This is a genomic window from Streptomyces sp. NPDC016640 (genome assembly GCF_043076215.1).
In the GTDB taxonomy this organism is placed as follows: domain Bacteria; phylum Actinomycetota; class Actinomycetes; order Streptomycetales; family Streptomycetaceae; genus Streptomyces.
Map to the genome: position 1 here is coordinate 49,475 of NZ_JBIBRG010000019.1, position 17,134 is coordinate 66,608.

Sequence of the window (17,134 nt, forward strand, 5' to 3'; positions counted from 1 at the left end):
TCCACCGGAACGTGTCTCCCAGCACATCAGGACAGCCATCGAAACCAGCGACAGTATCGGCCCTTCGGGCCGCCCTTCGAAGTCCGCCTTTGAACGGCCGGCAGGGTTGATCCCACCGCGAGCCGGCTCTTGGATGAACCCCACACCCCGGCACGCACGTTTCCCTCCGCGCCGCCCCTTTGCCGCAAGGAGCACAAGATGACCGACCTGCCCCACGCCGACATCGGTGTCATCGGCGGTTCCGGCCTGTATTCCTTCCTCGACGACGTCACCGAGGTGTCCGTCGACACCCCCTACGGCCCGCCCAGCGACGCCCTCCTCATCGGGGAGTACGCGGGGCGCACCATCGCCTTCCTCCCTCGTCACGGCCGCACCCACTCCGTGCCGCCCCACCGCATCAACTACCGGGCCAATCTGTGGGCGCTGCACTCCGCCGGAGTGCGCCGCATCCTCGCGCCCTGCGCCGTCGGCAGCCTCCACCAGGATCTCGGGCCCGGCACCCTCGTCGTCCCCGACCAGGTCATCGACCGCACGTACGGGCGTGAGCACACCTTCTTCGACGGCCTGCCCCGCACCGACGGCACCCTCCCGCCCGTCGCTCACGCCCCCATGGCCGACCCGTACTGCTCCACCGGGCGCGACACCGTGATCAGCACGGCCGGCGCCCAGGGGTGGCACCCGCGTCCGGACGGCACCCTGGTCGTCATCCAGGGACCGCGCTTCTCCACCCGCGCCGAGTCCCTGTGGCACCGTGCCGCCGGCGGAACCGTCGTCGGCATGACCGGACAGCCCGAAGTCACCCTCGCCCGCGAACTCGGCATCTGCTACACGTCCATCGCCCTGGTCACCGACCACGACGCGGGCGCGGAGACCGGCGACGGCGTCACCCACGAGGAAGTCCTCCACGTCTTCAAGCAGAACATCGACCGGCTCCGCCCCCTCCTCACCGGCGCCATCAAGAACCTCCCCTCCGACCGGGCCTGCTCCTGCGCCGGCGCGCCCGACACCGACCAGTCCTAGGCACCTCGCCCCGGGACCGCCGAACCGCCGGCCGTCCGGACGCCCACCCGCCCACTCGTCGTACGGACTGGAGGCAGCATGTCGTCACGCACATCCGCTCCGCGGGGTTCTGTGGCAGTGGTGGGAGCGGGGGCGGCCGGCACCCTGGTCGCCCTCCAGCTGTGCGAGGCGGCCGTGCGGCGGCGGATCCCCCTCCAGCTCCTGCTGATCGACCCGGCCCCGGAGGCCGGGCGGGGCAGGGCCTACGCCGGCCGGGAGGCGCGGCACCTGCTCAACGTCCCGGCCGGCGGCATGAGTTGCCACCCGGACGATCCGGGTCACTTCGTGCGCTGGCTGTGCCGTCACGGCCAGCCCACGATCACCACGGCCGACTTCGTCCCGCGTCACCGCTACGGCGCCTACCTCGCGGACACACTGGGCCAGGCGATCATCGCGGCCGCCGGCATCGTGAAGGTCCGGCGGCTGCGCACCCGGGTCACCGACTGCCGCTTCGACGGCGGCGCCGGGGCGGGTGCGCGGATCGAGATGGCCGACGGTACCGCCGCCGACGTCGACGCGGTCGTCCTGGCGAGCGGTCCGGCCTCCCCTTCCCCGGCCCGTCCACCGGCCGCGCTGCGCACGAGCGACCGCTTCGTCGCCGACCCGTGGACGCACGGCGCCCTGACGGGCCCGGCCGCACCGGGGTGCACGGACGACGTGCTGCTGATCGGCACGGGCCTGACGGCCATGGATGTCGCCCTGCGACTGGAACGTCCCGGCCGCACGGTGCACGCGGTGTCCCGCAACGGTCTGCTGCCTCAGCCGCACACGGTGACCGCGCTGCCCCCGGCCGACTGCGACGATCTCCTCCGCTGCCGGACGCTGCCCGCGTTACGGGCCGCGGTGCTCCGGCACATCGGCCGCGCCCTGCGCGCCCATGGCGACTGGCGCCCCGCCCTGGACGGCCTGCGCCCGCACACCGCGCGGCTCTGGGCGTCCCTGCCGCTCGCGGACCGGGCCGAGTTCCTCGCCCGGGACGCCTCCTTGTGGAACGTGCACCGCCACCGCATGCCCCCGGCGACGGCCGAGGCCGTGGCCCGCCTGCGCCGGTCCGGACGCCTGCGCATCTGGCGGGGGGAGGTCGCCGGCGCCCGGACGGCGGCATCCGGTCCGCCGGCCGTCACGCTCCGGGACGGCCGCGAGTTCCGCGTGGGCTGGGTCGTCGACTGCACCGGCCCGGGACTGCGCCCGGCGGACTCGGCGTGTCCGCTGTGGCGGAACCTCGTGCGGCGCGGCACCGCGGTGCCCGGTCCCCTGGGCATCGGCGTGGCCACGGAGGACGGACGCCTGCGCGGCCGGTCCGGGAGGGCGGAGCACCCGCTGTGGACGCTGGGTGCGCCGCGTCGCGGCGAGCTGTGGGAGACCACCGCGATCCCGGAGATCCGCGTCCAGGCCGCGACGGTGGCCCAGGCGGTGCTCGGGCTGCCGTCCGTGCGGTCCGCGGCGGGCGCACCGCCGCGTCGTGTGGTCCGGCGGCCGTCCGACGGTGCCGGGCTCGCGCTCAGTACCCACTCGTCCGCCGCGGCCGCCTTCCGTTCGGGGACGGAGCGCGTGCTGAAGGTGAGGGCCGGCGCCGAGCGTGCGTTCCGCCGGGCCACGGCCCTGGACCCCGGGTTCGCCGTGGCCCACGCCGCTCTGGCGCTGATCGGACACGACAGTGGCGCGGACGTCGATGTCGCCCTCGCCCTGGCCAGGGCGCGAAGGTGTGTGCGGGAGCGGGCCGACGGGCGCGAACGGGCCTTCGTGGACATGGTCGTCCGGCGGGTGCGGGGCACGGCCGCCGAGGCCGACGCGGCTCTCCTGCGCTACCTGGAGGAGTATCCCGGGGACCGGCTGGCGCTCGCGGCGGCGGTCCCGACCATCGCGTTCGCCGGGCTGCACGACGCCCATGGCGGGATGGCCGGGCGGGTGGTGAGGAAGACCGCGCCGGCTCACCACGGGCACTGGTTCCACACCTCCCTGCTCGCCTTCGTCCACCAGGACGAGGGGTGGTACGACGAGGCCGGTGCCCTGGCGGAGCGGGCCCTGGCGGAGGAGCCCGACTCCGGTCACGCCATGCACGCGCTGGCGCACGTGCACTACGAACGCGGGGACCACGAGGCGGGGCGGACACGCCTCGATGCGTGGCTCGGCGGTCATGGGCGCGGGAACACCCATCGCGCCCACTTCTCCTGGCACGCGGCCCTGCACGAACTGGCCCTGGACGATGCCACGGCGGTCCGCCGCCGGTGGGTGACCCAGCTGGCTCCCGGGAAGGTCAGGGGAGTCCGTGCGCTCGTCGACTCCGGTTCCCTCGTGTGGCGGGCGCGGCTGACCGGGTCGTGGAAGGGCCGGCTGCCGATCGGCGACGTGATCGACGCGGCCGGCGCGGACACCCTGGAACGCCCGGCCACCGCCTTCACCGCCCTGCACGCGGCGGTCGCCCTGATGGCCTCGGGCGACCTGCCGGGGCTACGGCGGCTGCAGACCCACGCCCTCGACGCCGACACGGTGCAGCGGGAGGTCATCGCGCCGCTGTGCGAGGCCTTCGGGCACATCGTCGAGGAGCGGTGGGCGCAGGCGGCACTGCGGCTGGAGCGCCTGCTGCCGAGACTCCCCGCCGTCGGCGGGAGCGCGGCGCAGCGCGAGGTCGTCGAGGAGACCCTGCTGTACGCACTGGTGTCCGCGGGCCGTTGTGACGCCGCCCGGGTGCGGCTGGAGCAACGGCTGGACCGTCGCTCCTCCCCTCACGACCGCCGCCGGCTCGCGGCGCTGCCGGTCTGACGCCCGCCGGGGGCCTCAGCCGCCGTGCAGGGCGGCACGGATGCCGTCCACGACACGGTCGTCGGTGTCGGGGAGCTCGCCGAGGGCGTTGTAGAGGACGCGGACCGTCCGCTCGTAGTAGTGGAAGTCGACGGGGGTGCCGTCCCGCATCATGTCGTACGCCATCCCGAACATGAGGGGCACGAAGCGGCGTACTTCCCGCACGCGCTCGCTGCCCACGGGCCACCGCTCGGTGAGCAGGTTCCAGGTGTCCTCGTAGGGCTTGAGTCCGGCGATGTCGTCGGAGGACACCGTCGTCAGACTCCGCACTCCGGGGATCCGGTGCACGGCGGCGGTGACCCGCGGCTGGTGAACGGCCTTGTATCCGTGTTCGTGGATCAGCCGCAGCCACATGTCCCAGTCCTCCTCGACCAGGAGGGCGGGGTCGAACCACGCGTCGGCCGCCCGCGGGGAGCGGCACACCACCGCTGACGGAGGAATGTGGTTCGTGACCTCGAGCAATTCGCGGCCGAGCGGGAAATCCATGCGGACGAACACTTCCGCGTCGCCGATCGTCGTACCGGTGATCCGCGTCCGGGCTATGGCGACACTGCTGTAGACGAGGTCGGCTCCGCTCCGTAAAAGCGGCAGCGCTTCGGCCAAATGCCGCGGGTCGAGGACATCGTCATCGTCCAGGAAAGCGACGTATTCGCCCTTCGCCGCCTCCAGGCCCGCGTTGCGGGCCGTGGACACGCCTCCGTTGACAGGCAGGTCGATAAGGCGGACGTTCACGGTCCGGGCGGCGTTCTCGATCACGTCGTCGACCGGTATTCCGTTGTCATTCACCACGATCGCTTCGAGTTGTCCGTCGAAGTCCAGCGTCCGCAAGCTGTCGAGAGCGACTTTCAGCCGCTCCGGCCGATCATGGGTGGGGATGACAACGCTCACCTGCACGGAACATTCCTTTGCATAGCCCGATCAGTCCGCCCGGAAGGTGACATGGAGAGGAGTCGTGCGATCCGAGGTCGGCTTCCGCATCGCCCGGCGGGCGCCCCCACAGTCTTAGCGGATCAGCCAATCGGGAGCAAGATCAGGCCTTGTGCAGATTTTCGGCACGGCCGACTTCCGGGCATCGGACAGGCGCGTTTACCACAGGTATTCCGCGGTGCCTGCACCCGTAAAAGCGGATGGAAATCCTCAGTTGAACGACGGGCGTCGCCATCCGCCGTTCCTTTACCGGCCCGTCCGTCCCGTCGGGACGGACGGGCCGGGACGCGAGAGCCGCCGCGGGCGGGGTGGTCCCCGAAGGAGCCGGCCCGCACAGCCGGTGTTCAGCTCCACGCAACCGGGCGGCCAGCGCGGGTGAGCAGCATGCGGGCTGATCCCACCCCACTACGCGGTCCGTGGAGCCCTGATGAGCACTGAGGGACAGACGAGTCACCACCAAGCCCTGCACAGACGCGCGTTGCTGCGCGCGGCGGTGGCCGTACCGGCCGCCGGCGCCGTGGCGGCCGGTACGGACGCAGGCCGGGCCGAGGCGGCGGAGGACGGCACCGTGGCGGCCGGCGGCCGGTTCGATGCCGAGAGCCCGCGTTTCGCGCTGGCGGTGCTGCCCGACACCCAGTACCTGTTCGACGCCGACAGTGCCGACCCCGCTCCGCTACGGGCGACGTTCCGGTACCTGGCCGCCGAACGGTCGGCGGCCAACATCGCCTTCATGACACACCTCGGCGACGTCACCGAGCACGGAACCGACGACGAGATCGGCCTCGCCGCCGACACCTTCCGCGTCCTGCACGGCCGGGTTCCCTACAGCGTGCTGGCGGGCAACCACGACGTCGACTCGTCCACCGACGACCAGCGCGGCGGCTCCGCCTACCTCGCCGCGTTCGGGCCCGACCGCTACCGGGCCATGCCGACGTTCGGCGGTGCCTCGCCCGACGGCTACAACAGTTACCACGTCCTGCGGGCGGGCGGCCGGCGGTGGCTCGTCCTCGCACTGGACTGGCGGGTCTCCGACAAGGGACTGGCGTGGGCCCAGGGCGTGCTCGACGCCCACCCCTCCCTGCCGGCGGTACTGACCACCCATGACATCGCCTGGTCGGACGACGACGGCAGGGCGCGGCTCTCCGGAAACGGACAGCGCCTGTGGGACCGCCTGGTCAAGGGCAACGACCAGATCTTCCTCGCCCTGGGCGGCCACTACTGGCCGCCCGGCCGTACGGTGCTGACCAACGACGCCGGCAACGACGTCCACCTCCACGTCACCAACTACCAGGACCGCTACTACGGCGGGGCCGGAATGATCCGCACCTACGGCTTCGACCTGGCGCGCAACGTCATCGACGTCGAGACGTTCTCGCCCTGGTTCCTGGCCCGGGACCAGGAGGAGCGCTCCCCACTGGCGGCCGAGACCGTCGAACTCACCGGCGGAGCCGACCGGTTCAGCCTGAGCGTGGACTTCGAGGCACGGTTCGCCGGCTTCGCCCCCGTCGCCCCGCCCGTGCCCCGGCCCGCCCGGGCCGTGATGCCCCGCGGCACCCTCGCCTACTGGCGCTTCGACGCCGACGGCACCGACGCGGCCGGCACTCCCGGCGCCGGCGTCGCCGACGGCACCGTCGTCAAGGACCTGACGGGCAACGGCAACGACCTGACGGTACGCCGGCTGCACTCCGGCGACGCCGACGTGCTGACCTGGTCGGCGGACCATCACCGCGGACAGCCGGCGCACGCCAGCCTCCGGTTCGACGGCGGGAAGAACCCCGACCGCGGTGCCGTCCTCACCACCGCCGCCCGGGCCGCCCTGAACAGCGAGAAGTTCCTGCGCGGCTACACCATCGAGACCTTCGTCCGGCTGCCCGAGCCGTTCGAGGGCGACCACAGCTGGATGGGCATCCTCAGCTGGGAGGGCCGCAACGCGGAGGCGGGCAAGACGACCGGCTGGTCGCCGCTGGAGCCGACCTGCAGCCTCAACCTGTCGCCCGAGCGGTTCCTGCAGTTCGTCGTCTACCCGCACCGCCAGGACGCCGACCCCACGTCCTGGAGCCACGCCGTGCCGGTGGGCCGCTGGATGCACATCGCCGTCGTCAACGACGGCCGCCGCACGGTGATGTACGTGGACGGTTCGAGGATCGCCCGCAATCCGGCGCAGGCGTCGACCGGCATCGCCACCCTCGGCAAGCCCTTCGTCCTGGGCGCCACCCAGTTCGACGCGTCCTTCGGGCAGGGGTTCTACGGCTGGATCGGCGACACACGGATCGTGGGGCGGCCCCTGCCGGTGGAGGACTTCCTCACCCCGTTCGGCTGAGCCGCCCGCGCACGGCCCCGCCCGGGGCTGCGGTCACGCTGCCCCGGGCGGGGCCGTGCGCGGTACACGGGCCGGGACCGGTACGCCGGCTCAGGGCTTGATGCCCACCCCCACCCACAGGCTGACTTCCGCGTCGCCGGGAGTGGTGCCGTCCGCCCGGTCGGGGCGCCAGCGGTGGCCGACGGTGACGCCCGGGTCGAGCAGTTCCAGCCCGTCGAAGAAGCGGGCGACGTCCCGCCGCGCACGGAACTGCACGGGCGTTCCGCCCTCGGTGTAGATGTCGGTGACCTTCGCCCAGGTGGCCGGGGCGAAGTCCGGGGTGCAGTGGCTGAGCGCCAGCGCGCTGCCCGACGGGAGGGCGCCCAGCAGGCGGCCCACGATGCCGTACGGGTCCTGGGCGTCCGTGACGAAGTGCATCAGGGCGTTCAGGGACAGCGCCACGGGGCGGCTCAGGTCCAGGACGTCGGCGAGTTCGGGGGCGTCGAGCAGGGCGTCCGGGTCGTTGACGTCCGCCTCGATGTACCCGGTCCGGCCCGCCGGAGTGCTGCGCATCAGCCGCTCGGCGTACTTGAGGACGAGGGGGTCGTTGTCCGCGTACACCACGCGGGCGTCGGGGACCACGCTCTGCGCCACCTGGTGCAGGTTCGGCTCCGTGGGGATTCCGGTGCCGACGTCGAGCCACTGCCGGATGCCGTGCTCGCGTGCCAGCACCCGCGTGGCCCGGTGCATGAAGGCACGGTTCTCCCGGGCACAGGTGAAGATGCCGGGATAGGCCTCGGCCACGGTTTCCGCGGCCCGCTTGTCGACGGCGAAGTGGTCTTTCCCGCCGAGGTAGTAGTCGTACATACGGGCGGAGTGCGGCCTGCTGGTGTCGATGTCCCGCGGGCCATGGGTACTGCTCATCGTTTCCCCTCTGTGTGGTGCACGACTGCCTGTGGTGCACAGCGGACCGGCCGGCGAGCCGGCGCGGTCCGGCGCCCTCAGCCGACCGCCAGGTGATCGGCTAGTCCCTGCTTGACGCCTCTGACGAACGCCGCGATCTCCTCCGGCGTGTAGATCAGCGCGGGTCCCCCGGGGTCGGTCGACTGCCGCAGCGCGACGCGTCCGTCGGCCAGGAGTTTGGTCTCCACGCACTGCCCCCCGTTGGGACCGCTCCAGGGACGCTCCCACCCCTGCTCACCGAGGGCGGACGCGGGCATCCCGTTGTACACATCGCCTTCACTGGTCATGAGTACTCCTTGCGCATGCGGTTAAGGAGCGCCCTGCTGTCCTCGGAGGAGGTCAGCAGCGACATCCGGTTGTGCGCCTCGAGGTGGTCCACGACGTCGGCTCGCTGATCGAGGTACATGGAGGCGGACAAGATCTCGCTGTAGACGACGTCGGGCAGTTCCGGCTCGTCGAACCGGAAGTAGGTGAAGGGCGCGCACGCCCCCACGTGGGCACCGGCCGTGAACGGGACCACGTCGACGCTCACGTGCTCCAGTTCGGAGACTTCCAGGAGCCGGTCCAGCTGATCCCTCATCACCGTGGCGTCACCCACCACGCGATGCAGCACCGCCTCCTCCATCACCACCCACAGCGTGGGGGCGTCCGCCTGCTCCAGCAGGCTCTGTCTGCGCAGACGCAGGTCGACCCGCCGCTCCAGGGCCTCCGCGTCGTCGTTGGGGAATCCGCCGCGCAGCACGGCTCGCGCGTAGTCACGGGTCTGGAGCAGACCGGTGACGTAGTGGGGTTCGTACGTGCGCAGGGTCCGTGCGCCGGACTCCAGGCTCACGTAGGCGGTGAACCAGCTGGGCACCACATCGCGGTAGGCATGCCACCAGCCGGGTTCGTTGGCCCGCTCCGCCAGGTCGACGAACTCGTCGACCTCCTGCCGGCCGGCGCCGTAGGTCTGCAGGAGCTTCTCCACGTACAGCGGCTTGAGGGCGACCTCCGCCTTCTCCAGACGCCGGATGGTCAACGGCTTCACGCGCAGGGCATCGGCCGCGCCCTCCAACGAGACGCCGGCGGCCAGCCGCATCTCCTGCAGCCGCCGGCCGAGGATCATGCGCAGCACCGTCGGTGCGCTGGTGCCCGTGTTCGGACGGGGTTCGCTCACGCCCTGCCTCCTGAACGCCACCGGTGACAACGTGACGGTGGCTTGACGATGCCATCGGACCGAAAGCGTCTTCCTGAAATTATCAGAGAGTCGGTTGCAGCCTGAAGTGCTTTACAACCATAGTTAGTTGGGCGAGCGACAGGGACGTCACCCGGGGACGTCTCCGCCAACAGCGGCCGTGCTCGACACCGTTGGTGTGCGCCGGACCGGCGGCATGCCCGCGTGAGCACTCCGGTGAGCCTGCCGCTCTCCTCCCTCCACCCCCTCCGGCCTTATGGAAGGCGCCCCGCCGTGTCCCCCCATACCGCCCCCTCGCCCGGCCTCTTAGGCGTCGTCGCGCCAGAGCGGACCCACTGGATCCAGCTCCCCGCACGGCAGTCCAGCATCCGGACCGTGCGCCACTCCATGCGTGAACGGCTCGTCGGCTGGCGCCTGCCCGAGGGCACGTGCTCGGACGCGATCCTGATCGCGTCCGAACTGACCACCAACGCCCTGGTGCACACGCTCAGCCGGCGTCTCCTGTGCGGCGTCGGGCTGGTCACGGACGAGTGCCTTCGCCTCGAAGTCCACGACCAGGGCGATCCGTACGTGTCCCCCGCCGCCTGCGAGCCCGACTCCGGTGAGGAGAGCGGCCGCGGTCTGCTCCTCGTCCACCACATGGCCAGCGCCTGGGGGTGCGCCAGATCGACGATCACCGGTGGCAACGCGGTGTGGGCGACCATGAGCCTTCCGTCCGGGGTCCACGCCCGCGCGCTGCCGCCCCGCGCGCACGGCACGGCGCACGCCGCCCCCGGCCGGACCGGCTTCGAGAGGGGCTGAGGCGGGGGCGCCGCGCACACCTCGCCACGCCCACGCCACGGCCTCACCGCCTCACGGCGGTGCCCCCGAGGGCGGCGAGGAGGACTTCCGCCTGCTCCCGGGCATGGGCCAGGGGGTCGGGGAAAACGTGCAGGCCGTGGGCGACGAACGCTCCTTCGTGCAGCAGCATGAGTGTCCGGCCCAGGTTTTCGGCCCTCTCCGGGGAGATGTCCCCGGCGAGGCGGGTGAACAGGCCGAGCATCCACTCCTTCTGCCCGGTGATGATCGGGTAGGCCGGGTGGGACGGATCGCTGATCTCCGCGTGGGCGTTGACCATGGTGCATCCCTTGGGGCTGTTCTCCGCCGACCACGCGCGCGAGGCGTCGAAGACGGCCAGGACGCGTGCCGACGGCGCCGGTGGCGCGGCGTCGAGGCACCGGGCGAGGAAGACCCGCCAGCGCTCGTCACGGTCCGCGAGGTACTCCACCACGACCTGCTCCTTGGAGCCGAACCGGTCGTAGAGGGTCTTCTTGGTCACCCCGGCCTCGGCGGCGATCAGGTCGACGCCGACGGCATGGATGCCGCGTTCGTAGAACAGCCTCGTGGCGGCCTCCAGGACGCGCAGCGCGGCGGGCGTCATCGTGACCCGTCGCGGCTTCTCCGTAGTGCCCATGCAGAGAAGTATACCGGTCTGTATAGTGGTCCGAGGTGGTATACCGATCTGTCTAGTGGAGGGTGTGGGCGTGAACCTCCTGCTCTCGATCGCCTTCGTGCTGTGCTGGAGCTCCGGGTTCATCGGGGCCAAGCTCGGTGCGGGCAGCGCGTCCGCGGTCACGGTCCTGATGTGGCGGTTCCTGCCGCTGGCCGTCGTCCTGACCGTCGTCGCCGCGACCGTCGCCGGAGCGTCGTGGCGGGGCCTCACGGTGCGGGACGTGGCCAGGCAGGCCATGATCGGTGTGCTGTCGCAGAGCGGCTATCTGCTCACCGTCTACTACGCGATCCAGCTGGGGGTCTCCAGCGGCACCACGGCCCTGATCGACGGCGTCCAGCCGCTCGTCGCCGGAGCGCTGGCCGGGCCGCTGCTGCGCCAGTACGTCTCCCGCAGGCAGTGGCTCGGTCTGTGCCTGGGGGTGAGCGGGGTCGCCATCGTCACCACGGCCGATGCCGCGGCCCGCACCGGCGTGGCCCGGTGGGCCTACCTCATACCCTTCCTCGGCATGTGTTCGCTGGTGGCGGCCACGTTCCTCGAAAGCCGCTCCCGCACGCGGGTCGCGCCCCTGGTGTCGCTGACCGTCCACTGCACCACCAGCGCGGTCGTCTTCTCGGCACTCGCCGTGAGCGCCGGAGCCGCCACGCCGCCCGCCGGGCTCTCGTTCTGGGCCGCGATCAGCTGGCTGGTGGTCCTGCCCACCTTCGGCGGGTACGGGCTGTACTGGCTGCTCCTGAGGCGTTCCGGAGTCACCGGGGTCAATACGCTGATGTTCCTCATGGCGCCGGTCACGGCTGTCTGGGGAGCCCTGATGTTCGGTGAACCGTTCGGTCCGCAGACCGCCCTCGGCCTGGCCGTCGGCCTGACGGCGGTCGTCATCGTCCGTCGCGGAGACACCTCGCCGCCCACGGCGGCCGTCCGGAACACGGACCCGGCAGACGGCTCGGCGCCCGTCACCCGCGAGCGTGTCAGGCCGGGGCCGCGCCGGACACCTCCGCCGTGACGGCCCCCCACGCGCTCGCGCACAGTGCCCGTTCGACCGTGTCGGTGTAGACGGCCGCGGCGAGCCAGGACCGGGCGAAGCGAGCCGTGTCGGCCGGGAGCAGGCGGCCGAAGACGTCGCGGGAGCGGTCCGCGGCGGCCGCGTGGAGGTCCTCGAGGAGGTCGCCCGCGGTGGCGAGGCCGAGACGGCGCAGGCGGGCACCGTCGCCCGGCCCGCTCCCGGCGAGGGCGAGGACACGGCGGCCTCCCGACACCGCCTGGTGGACGCGCCGGCGCAGCAGGTGCAGCGGGACCTCGTCACCGGTGGGGACGACCGCGGGCCGCGGCACGCCGGCTCCGGGGGGCAGGTCCGCGTGCTGGAGGCGGTCCAGGCCGAGGTCCACCCGGGCGGCGGGGTCGGTGGGGTGCTCCGTGGCGAGAAGCAGGGCGCGGGGGCGCGGGCCGGGCGCCAGGCGTGCGACGATCCGCAGTCCGCTGCCCCTCGCGGCGGCGAGCAGGCGCAGGTTGTCGCGGTACGGGAGTGCGGGGTCATCGTGGGCGGTGGCCAGTCGCAGGGTCACGCCGGCTCCGTCGGCCAGCAGGCAGTCGCCCGCCGTCCCGCGCACCGTGCCGGTGAGGGTCACCTCGAGGAACAGGAGGTCCTGGCCGCCGTTCAGGGCCCGGGCCACCTGCTCGGCGACGGGAACGGACCACAGCCGGTCCAGCGGTTCGGAGCGCCAGGAGGCACCGGGTGCGCGGACCGCCCGCACCCCGGCCCCCGCGCCGAGCCGGCCCGTCGGGGAGACGGTGGCACCGGACACGGCCAGCCCGGCACGCGACAGTTCACGGTGCGTCAGGGCCGTGTCGCCGATCCGTACGGCCCGGTCGGCGGCGCCGGCCGCCCGGGCGGGTCCGCCCGGTGCCACGTCCGACACCGTGTACAGGCGTCCGTGGGCGTCGGCGGTCCAGGTGACCGCGCCGGCGTAGCCGGTCGCCGTGAGGACGGGCTCGGAGAAGAGCCCGTACAGCCGCAGGGAGCCGTCCGGGCGGTACGGCTGCCGGACCGTACCGCGCAGTTCGGTCAGGTCCGCTCCGGTGGCGTGCGGGAGGCGGTGGGCGACGCCCAGGACGTCGGCCAGTGCGTCGGCGAGGTCGGCGAGACGGTACCCGGGGTCGGCGGAGCGGGCCGCGCGCACCCCGGTCACCACGGAGATCGCCGCGGCGCAGGCCCGGGGGAGGCCGGCGAGGCGGGCGGTGTGCGCGGCGTGCAGGAGTTCCGCCTGGAGCACGGCTCCGGCGCCGTCCGTGCCCGCTTCCAGGACGGCGCCGGCCGCGTCGGACACCGCCCGCGCGGCGGCGCGTTGTTCGGCGGTGGGGGTCTCTTCGGCGGTGGGGGTCCCGGTCCCCGCCTGCTCCGGGCTGCCGGCCGGCGCCGGCCCCCTCTCCCCCGTCGTCGCCGTGTCCTGCGGGGCCGGCGGGCCGGCTTCGGCGGGGTCCGCGACCGGCGCGGCCGAGGCGGCGGCCGCGCGGTGCAGGCAGCCGGGGGCCAGGAGGCATCCGCAGCGGATCGCGTCCGCGCCGGTCACCGCACCGTCCGGCGCGTGCAGTACGACGTCGGTCTCGTCGTCCACGGCGATCCGCACGCTGTCGCCGTCACGGACGGCCGGACGCGCGAAGAGCTTGGTGACGGCGGCGTCCAGCCGCTTGCGGAGCCGGGGCGAGAGCGCTTCGACGAGTTCGGCGGTGACGGACGGGAGGACCGGGGGCAGGTCCGGGCTCATGCGATCTTCTCCCCTACCCAGCGGGCCAGTTCGAGCGGACTGAGGGCGGCGACGGGCATGCCGGCGGCGACGAGCTGCCCGGCGACCCCGGTGGAGTAGCGGGGCCTGCCGGTGTCGTCGAGGCTCGCGCAGCCCAGCACGTGACAGCCGGCCGAGACCAGCGCGCGGACCTCGGCGAGCAGGCCGCCGAGCGGACAGCCCTCCTCGAAGTCACTGACGACGACGACCAGGGTGCGGGACGGCACGGTGACGAGTTCGCGCGCGTGCCGCAGTCCCGCGGCGATGTGGGTGCCGCCGCCGACGCTGACCTCCAGGAGCAGCGACAGCGGGTCGCCGACGTGCCCGGTGAGGTCGATGACCTCCGTGGAGAACGCCAGGAAGTGGGTGGAGAGCGTCGGTACGCCCGCCAGCACCGAGGCGGTCAGCGCGGCCCACACCGTGGACGCCTCCATGGACCCGGACACGTCCGTGACCAGGATCAGCCGCCAGTCCGCGGCCCGGCGCGCCCGGGTGCGGAAGACCGGACGCCCGGGGATCACCCGCACCGTTCCGTCCGGGGCGCGGCGGGCGGTCGCCAGGTTGGCCCGCAGTGTGCGGGGCAGGTCCAGGCCGCCGCCGGGCCGCCGGCTGGGACGGGGCAGTGCGGTGCCGTGCAGGGCGGGGCGCAGGCGGGTGGCGAGCTGCCGGGTCAGCGCGTCGACCAGCCGCCGTACCAGGGGGCGCAGCGCGGCCAGCCGTGCCTCGGGCAGTCCGCCCGCGTGCCGCAGCACGGCGCGCAACAGGTCCACCGAGGGCCGCGCGCTGTCCGCGTCCAGCTCGGTGAGGACGTCCCTGCGGCCCGAGGCGGCGGCCGCCGCCAGCACCTCCTCCCGGATGCCCGGCCCGAACAGCGCGGCCAGTTCCTCGGACCACTCCCGCACCCCGGGGTAGGGCGCCTGGCGTCCGCCGCCGCCCGGGCCGGTGAGGTCCCCCCGGCTGCCCTCGCCGCGTCCGCTGCCGTACAGCTCGTCCAGCGCGGTCGCGAGCGGCACGGCGGACGGTGGCAGTCCCTCCGTGCGCCGGCCGAGGAGGAGGCGCCAACGGTCGGCGGGGAGGATGAGCCGCTCCTCGGCCCGGGACCCGGCTGCCCCGGGCACGCCCCCGGTGGCCGCGCCGGCCGGCGCGGCATCCGGAGCGGGGTCCGGTGCCGGCTTCCCGGCGAGTGCGGGCGAGTGATCCGCGCCGGCCTCGGCCGCCGGGCCCCCGGCGGTCTCCGTGGCCCGTGGATCGCCGGGCGGCGGTAGCAGGCCGAGCGACCGGAGTGTCTCGCGGGCCGCGAGGTCCGCCCCCGTCCAGGCGGCGAGCGCGGCCGGGTCCACGCCGTGCGTGTCGGCGACGTGCGCGCCGCCGAGGCGTTCCCCGACGGCCGAGAAGAGGCGGTCGCGGGCCGCGGGACTCAGGGTGTCGAAGCCGCCGCGCAGCGCGGGGAGCCGGTCGAGGAACGCCCGGTCGGACAGCTCGGCCACCCGGGTGAGCAGCGGCTCCAGCGCGGGCGGCGCCGCCTCCAGCAGCGGACCGGCGGCGGTCAGCAGACCGCTGAGCCGGGCGGTGAGCGCGGCGCGCGAGTCGGGGCCGGTGGCCCCGTCGGTCCAGGAGGCCACGCGGTCGCCGAAGGCCCGCGCGTCCTCGTGCCCGAGCAGGACGCGGACGGCCCCGGCGGCGCCGCGCATCAGCGGGGAGCCGTCGGCGGCCAGGCGCCCCAGGGCGTCGGCGAGCCGGATGCCGCCCAGCGGGTCGGCCCGGTGGGCGAGTTCGAGCAGGGCATGGGCGTCGGCGAGGTCCTCGGACCCGGTCAGGCCGTCCACCTGCCGTACCGCGGCGGCCGTGAGCAGCTCCGCGACGGCGGCCGTCCGCGCCTCACGGTCCGGCTCGGCGCCGAGCCCGGGGACGTGCCCGGCCCGCAGCCGGTCCAGCAGCGCCAGACCGGCGAGCAGTTCCGGCAGGGTGCCGGCCCGGGGCAGGACGTCGGCGACGTCACCGAGCCGTTCGTCCGCGAGCCCGGCCACACCGCACTCGGCCGCCCGTTCGAGCCCTTCGAGTGCCTGCGCGGCCGTCGGCCCGCCTTCCTCGCGCTGAAGGCGCCGCCGTTCGCGCAGCACGCCCTCGGCCGCCTGGGCGGGGGTGACTCCCCGCACACCGGCCGCGGTGAGCACGGCCGCCGTGGCCGGTGTCCAGCGCACCTCCCAGCGGGTGGTGAGGGCCTCGGCGCCGCCCGCGCCGACGACCTCCTTGACCTCGCCGTAGGGCACCCCGCACACCGTCAGTCTGCGCAGCAGCAGTTCGCGGCGCCGGTCGAGGCCGGACCGCATCGGGTCCAGCCGCAGGTCCCGTGCGGCACCGGGGCCGCCGTCCTGCGGGCCGGGCAGGCCGAGCCGCGCCACCTCGGCCTCGACCGCGGGGGCGAGACCGCTGCGCGGCGCCCCCGGGGCGGGGCTTCCGCCGCGCGTGCCGACGAGGACCCGCTCCATCGCCCGTGCCACGGCCCTGCCCCGCCCGTACGGCTCGCCCTGCGCGAGCACCGTCTGCACGGCTTCGACCAGTTCGCCGCGGCCCGCCGCGGGCAGGCCGCGCAGCCGGGCGAGGTCCGAGGCGAGCCGGCTGATCTCCCGCGCGTCGGCGGGTCCCGAGGGGTGGCCGAGGTCCCGCAGTTCGGCGCAGATCCGGACGGCCGCCCGGGTCAGCGCCTCCTCCAGCGCCGCGGGGTCGCCCGCCGCGCGCATCACCATGCCCTGCCACTCCGGGTCCCGGATGCCGGCCGGGTAGCCGGACCGCGCGTCGAGAAGGGCGTACGTGTAGGGGATCAGCGAGGTGGTCCAGGCCGGCCCGTTCGCGTCGGCGGCCGTCGCGTCCTGCTCGCCGGCGTCCTCCTGCCAGGTGTCGCGCCGCACGAGTGCCGGGGCGTGGAAGGCGCCGACCAGCACGGCGGCCCGCTCGCCCCGCGCGGTGGCCTCGGCCAGCCGGGCCCGCATCCGGCGTTCGCGCCGCAGGTCCAGTTCCGGTACGCCGCCCGAGGCGAGCGCGTCCTGGCGCAGTGCCCACCCGGTGAGCAGGGCGGCCCGGCGCAGGGCCTCGGGCGGGGAGCCGGGGGCGGTCGCCTCGACGAGCCGGTCCCAGAGGTCGTCCCCGGGGCGGCCCGTCAGCCGGGCCCGCACAGCGGCGGCGAGACCGGGGGCACCGGCCCGCGTCCCTCCGGCCCGCCGGTCCCGCGCCCACGCGCCGTCGGCGAGCGGCAGGTCGCAGGCGACCACCGGCACGCGGCGCCGGACGGCCCAGCGCACGGCGGCCAGTTCGGGCGAGAAGTCGGCGAACGGATAGAACGCCGGTCCCCCGCCGCTCCCGTCGCCGGGTGCGGCGGCGAGTGCCACCGGGGCCCGTGTCTCCTCGTGCCCCAGCCAGGGCAGCCACCGCTGCATCTCGGCGGGCAGCTCGACGAGCAGCACCTCCGGTTCCGCCTGGTCGAGGAGCGCGGGCACGGCGGCGGCCAGGGAGGGCGCGTGGTGCCGTACGCCGACCAGGTAGGGCGCGGACGGGCCGGTGAGGACGGCGAGCGCCTCGTCGGGCGAGGCGGGGTGGCCGTCCGGGACGGCAGGGGCGGGGACGGCCCCGTGGGTCAGGGACAC

Annotated in this window: 12 protein-coding genes; 5 read left to right on the forward strand and 7 right to left on the reverse strand. The window is 74.2% G+C overall.

Annotated elements, in window-relative coordinates; all coding sequences use genetic code 11:
- Positions 1-198: 198 nt before the first annotated feature.
- Together ACF07S_RS30370 and ACF07S_RS30375 are read left to right on the forward strand one after the other, a co-directional pair.
- A complete protein-coding gene (locus tag ACF07S_RS30370; RefSeq protein ID WP_391966641.1) occupies positions 199-1,020 on the forward strand; it encodes an S-methyl-5'-thioadenosine phosphorylase in 822 nt (273 codons plus the stop codon).
- Between the two features lie 78 nt (positions 1,021-1,098).
- Complete coding sequence (locus ACF07S_RS30375; protein ID WP_391966642.1) at positions 1,099-3,822, forward strand: FAD/NAD(P)-binding protein; 2,724 nt, start codon at positions 1,099-1,101, stop codon at positions 3,820-3,822.
- A gap of 15 nt (positions 3,823-3,837) precedes the next feature.
- Here the strand turns inward: ACF07S_RS30375 and ACF07S_RS30380 are convergent, their stop codons facing one another.
- Positions 3,838-4,755: a glycosyltransferase family 2 protein gene (locus ACF07S_RS30380; protein WP_391966643.1), complete on the reverse strand. Its 918-nt coding sequence runs from the start codon at positions 4,753-4,755 to the stop codon at positions 3,838-3,840.
- A 460-nt stretch (positions 4,756-5,215) separates the two neighbouring features.
- Between ACF07S_RS30380 and ACF07S_RS30385 the strand changes: the two genes are divergently transcribed.
- A complete protein-coding gene (locus tag ACF07S_RS30385; RefSeq protein WP_391975647.1) occupies positions 5,216-7,108 on the forward strand; it encodes a LamG-like jellyroll fold domain-containing protein in 1,893 nt (630 codons plus the stop codon).
- Positions 7,109-7,198: 90 nt separating this feature from the next.
- On the opposite strand, the gene ACF07S_RS30390 is transcribed toward ACF07S_RS30385, so the two are convergent.
- The 3 genes from ACF07S_RS30390 to ACF07S_RS30400 all read right to left on the reverse strand — a co-directional run bounded on the left by ACF07S_RS30390 (position 7,199) and on the right by ACF07S_RS30400 (position 9,206).
- Positions 7,199-8,011, reverse strand: a complete 813-nt coding sequence (locus ACF07S_RS30390) for an SAM-dependent methyltransferase (RefSeq protein WP_391975648.1) — start codon at positions 8,009-8,011, stop codon at positions 7,199-7,201.
- A 77-nt stretch (positions 8,012-8,088) separates the two neighbouring features.
- Entirely contained in the window at positions 8,089-8,337 is a 249-nt protein-coding gene (locus tag ACF07S_RS30395; RefSeq protein ID WP_391966646.1) for a DUF397 domain-containing protein, read from the reverse strand.
- On the reverse strand, positions 8,334-9,206 hold the full coding sequence (locus ACF07S_RS30400) for a helix-turn-helix domain-containing protein (RefSeq protein ID WP_391975649.1): 873 nt from the start codon (positions 9,204-9,206) through the stop codon (positions 8,334-8,336). The genes ACF07S_RS30395 and ACF07S_RS30400 overlap by 4 nt, the downstream gene beginning before the upstream one ends.
- 393 nt (positions 9,207-9,599) lie before the next feature.
- Here ACF07S_RS30400 and ACF07S_RS30405 point away from each other — a divergent pair, with 393 nt between their 5' ends.
- Positions 9,600-10,025, forward strand: a complete 426-nt coding sequence (locus ACF07S_RS30405; protein WP_391975650.1) for an ATP-binding protein — start codon at positions 9,600-9,602, stop codon at positions 10,023-10,025.
- Between the two features lie 43 nt (positions 10,026-10,068).
- On the opposite strand, the gene ACF07S_RS30410 is transcribed toward ACF07S_RS30405, so the two are convergent.
- A complete protein-coding gene (locus ACF07S_RS30410) occupies positions 10,069-10,677 on the reverse strand; it encodes a TetR/AcrR family transcriptional regulator (protein ID WP_391966649.1) in 609 nt (202 codons plus the stop codon).
- A 70-nt stretch (positions 10,678-10,747) separates the two neighbouring features.
- Between ACF07S_RS30410 and ACF07S_RS30415 the strand changes: the two genes are divergently transcribed.
- The gene (locus ACF07S_RS30415) at positions 10,748-11,716 is read left to right on the forward strand and encodes a DMT family transporter (protein ID WP_391975651.1); all 969 of its coding nucleotides are present in this window, start codon (positions 10,748-10,750) and stop codon (positions 11,714-11,716) included.
- On the opposite strand, the gene ACF07S_RS30420 is transcribed toward ACF07S_RS30415, so the two are convergent.
- Positions 11,682-13,475: a hypothetical protein gene (locus ACF07S_RS30420; protein WP_391975652.1), complete on the reverse strand. Its 1,794-nt coding sequence runs from the start codon at positions 13,473-13,475 to the stop codon at positions 11,682-11,684. The genes ACF07S_RS30415 and ACF07S_RS30420 overlap by 35 nt on opposite strands.
- Positions 13,472-17,134 (reverse strand): DUF5682 family protein, encoded by a 3,663-nt coding sequence (locus ACF07S_RS30425; RefSeq protein WP_391975653.1) that lies wholly within the window; start codon positions 17,132-17,134, stop codon positions 13,472-13,474. The genes ACF07S_RS30420 and ACF07S_RS30425 overlap by 4 nt, the downstream gene beginning before the upstream one ends.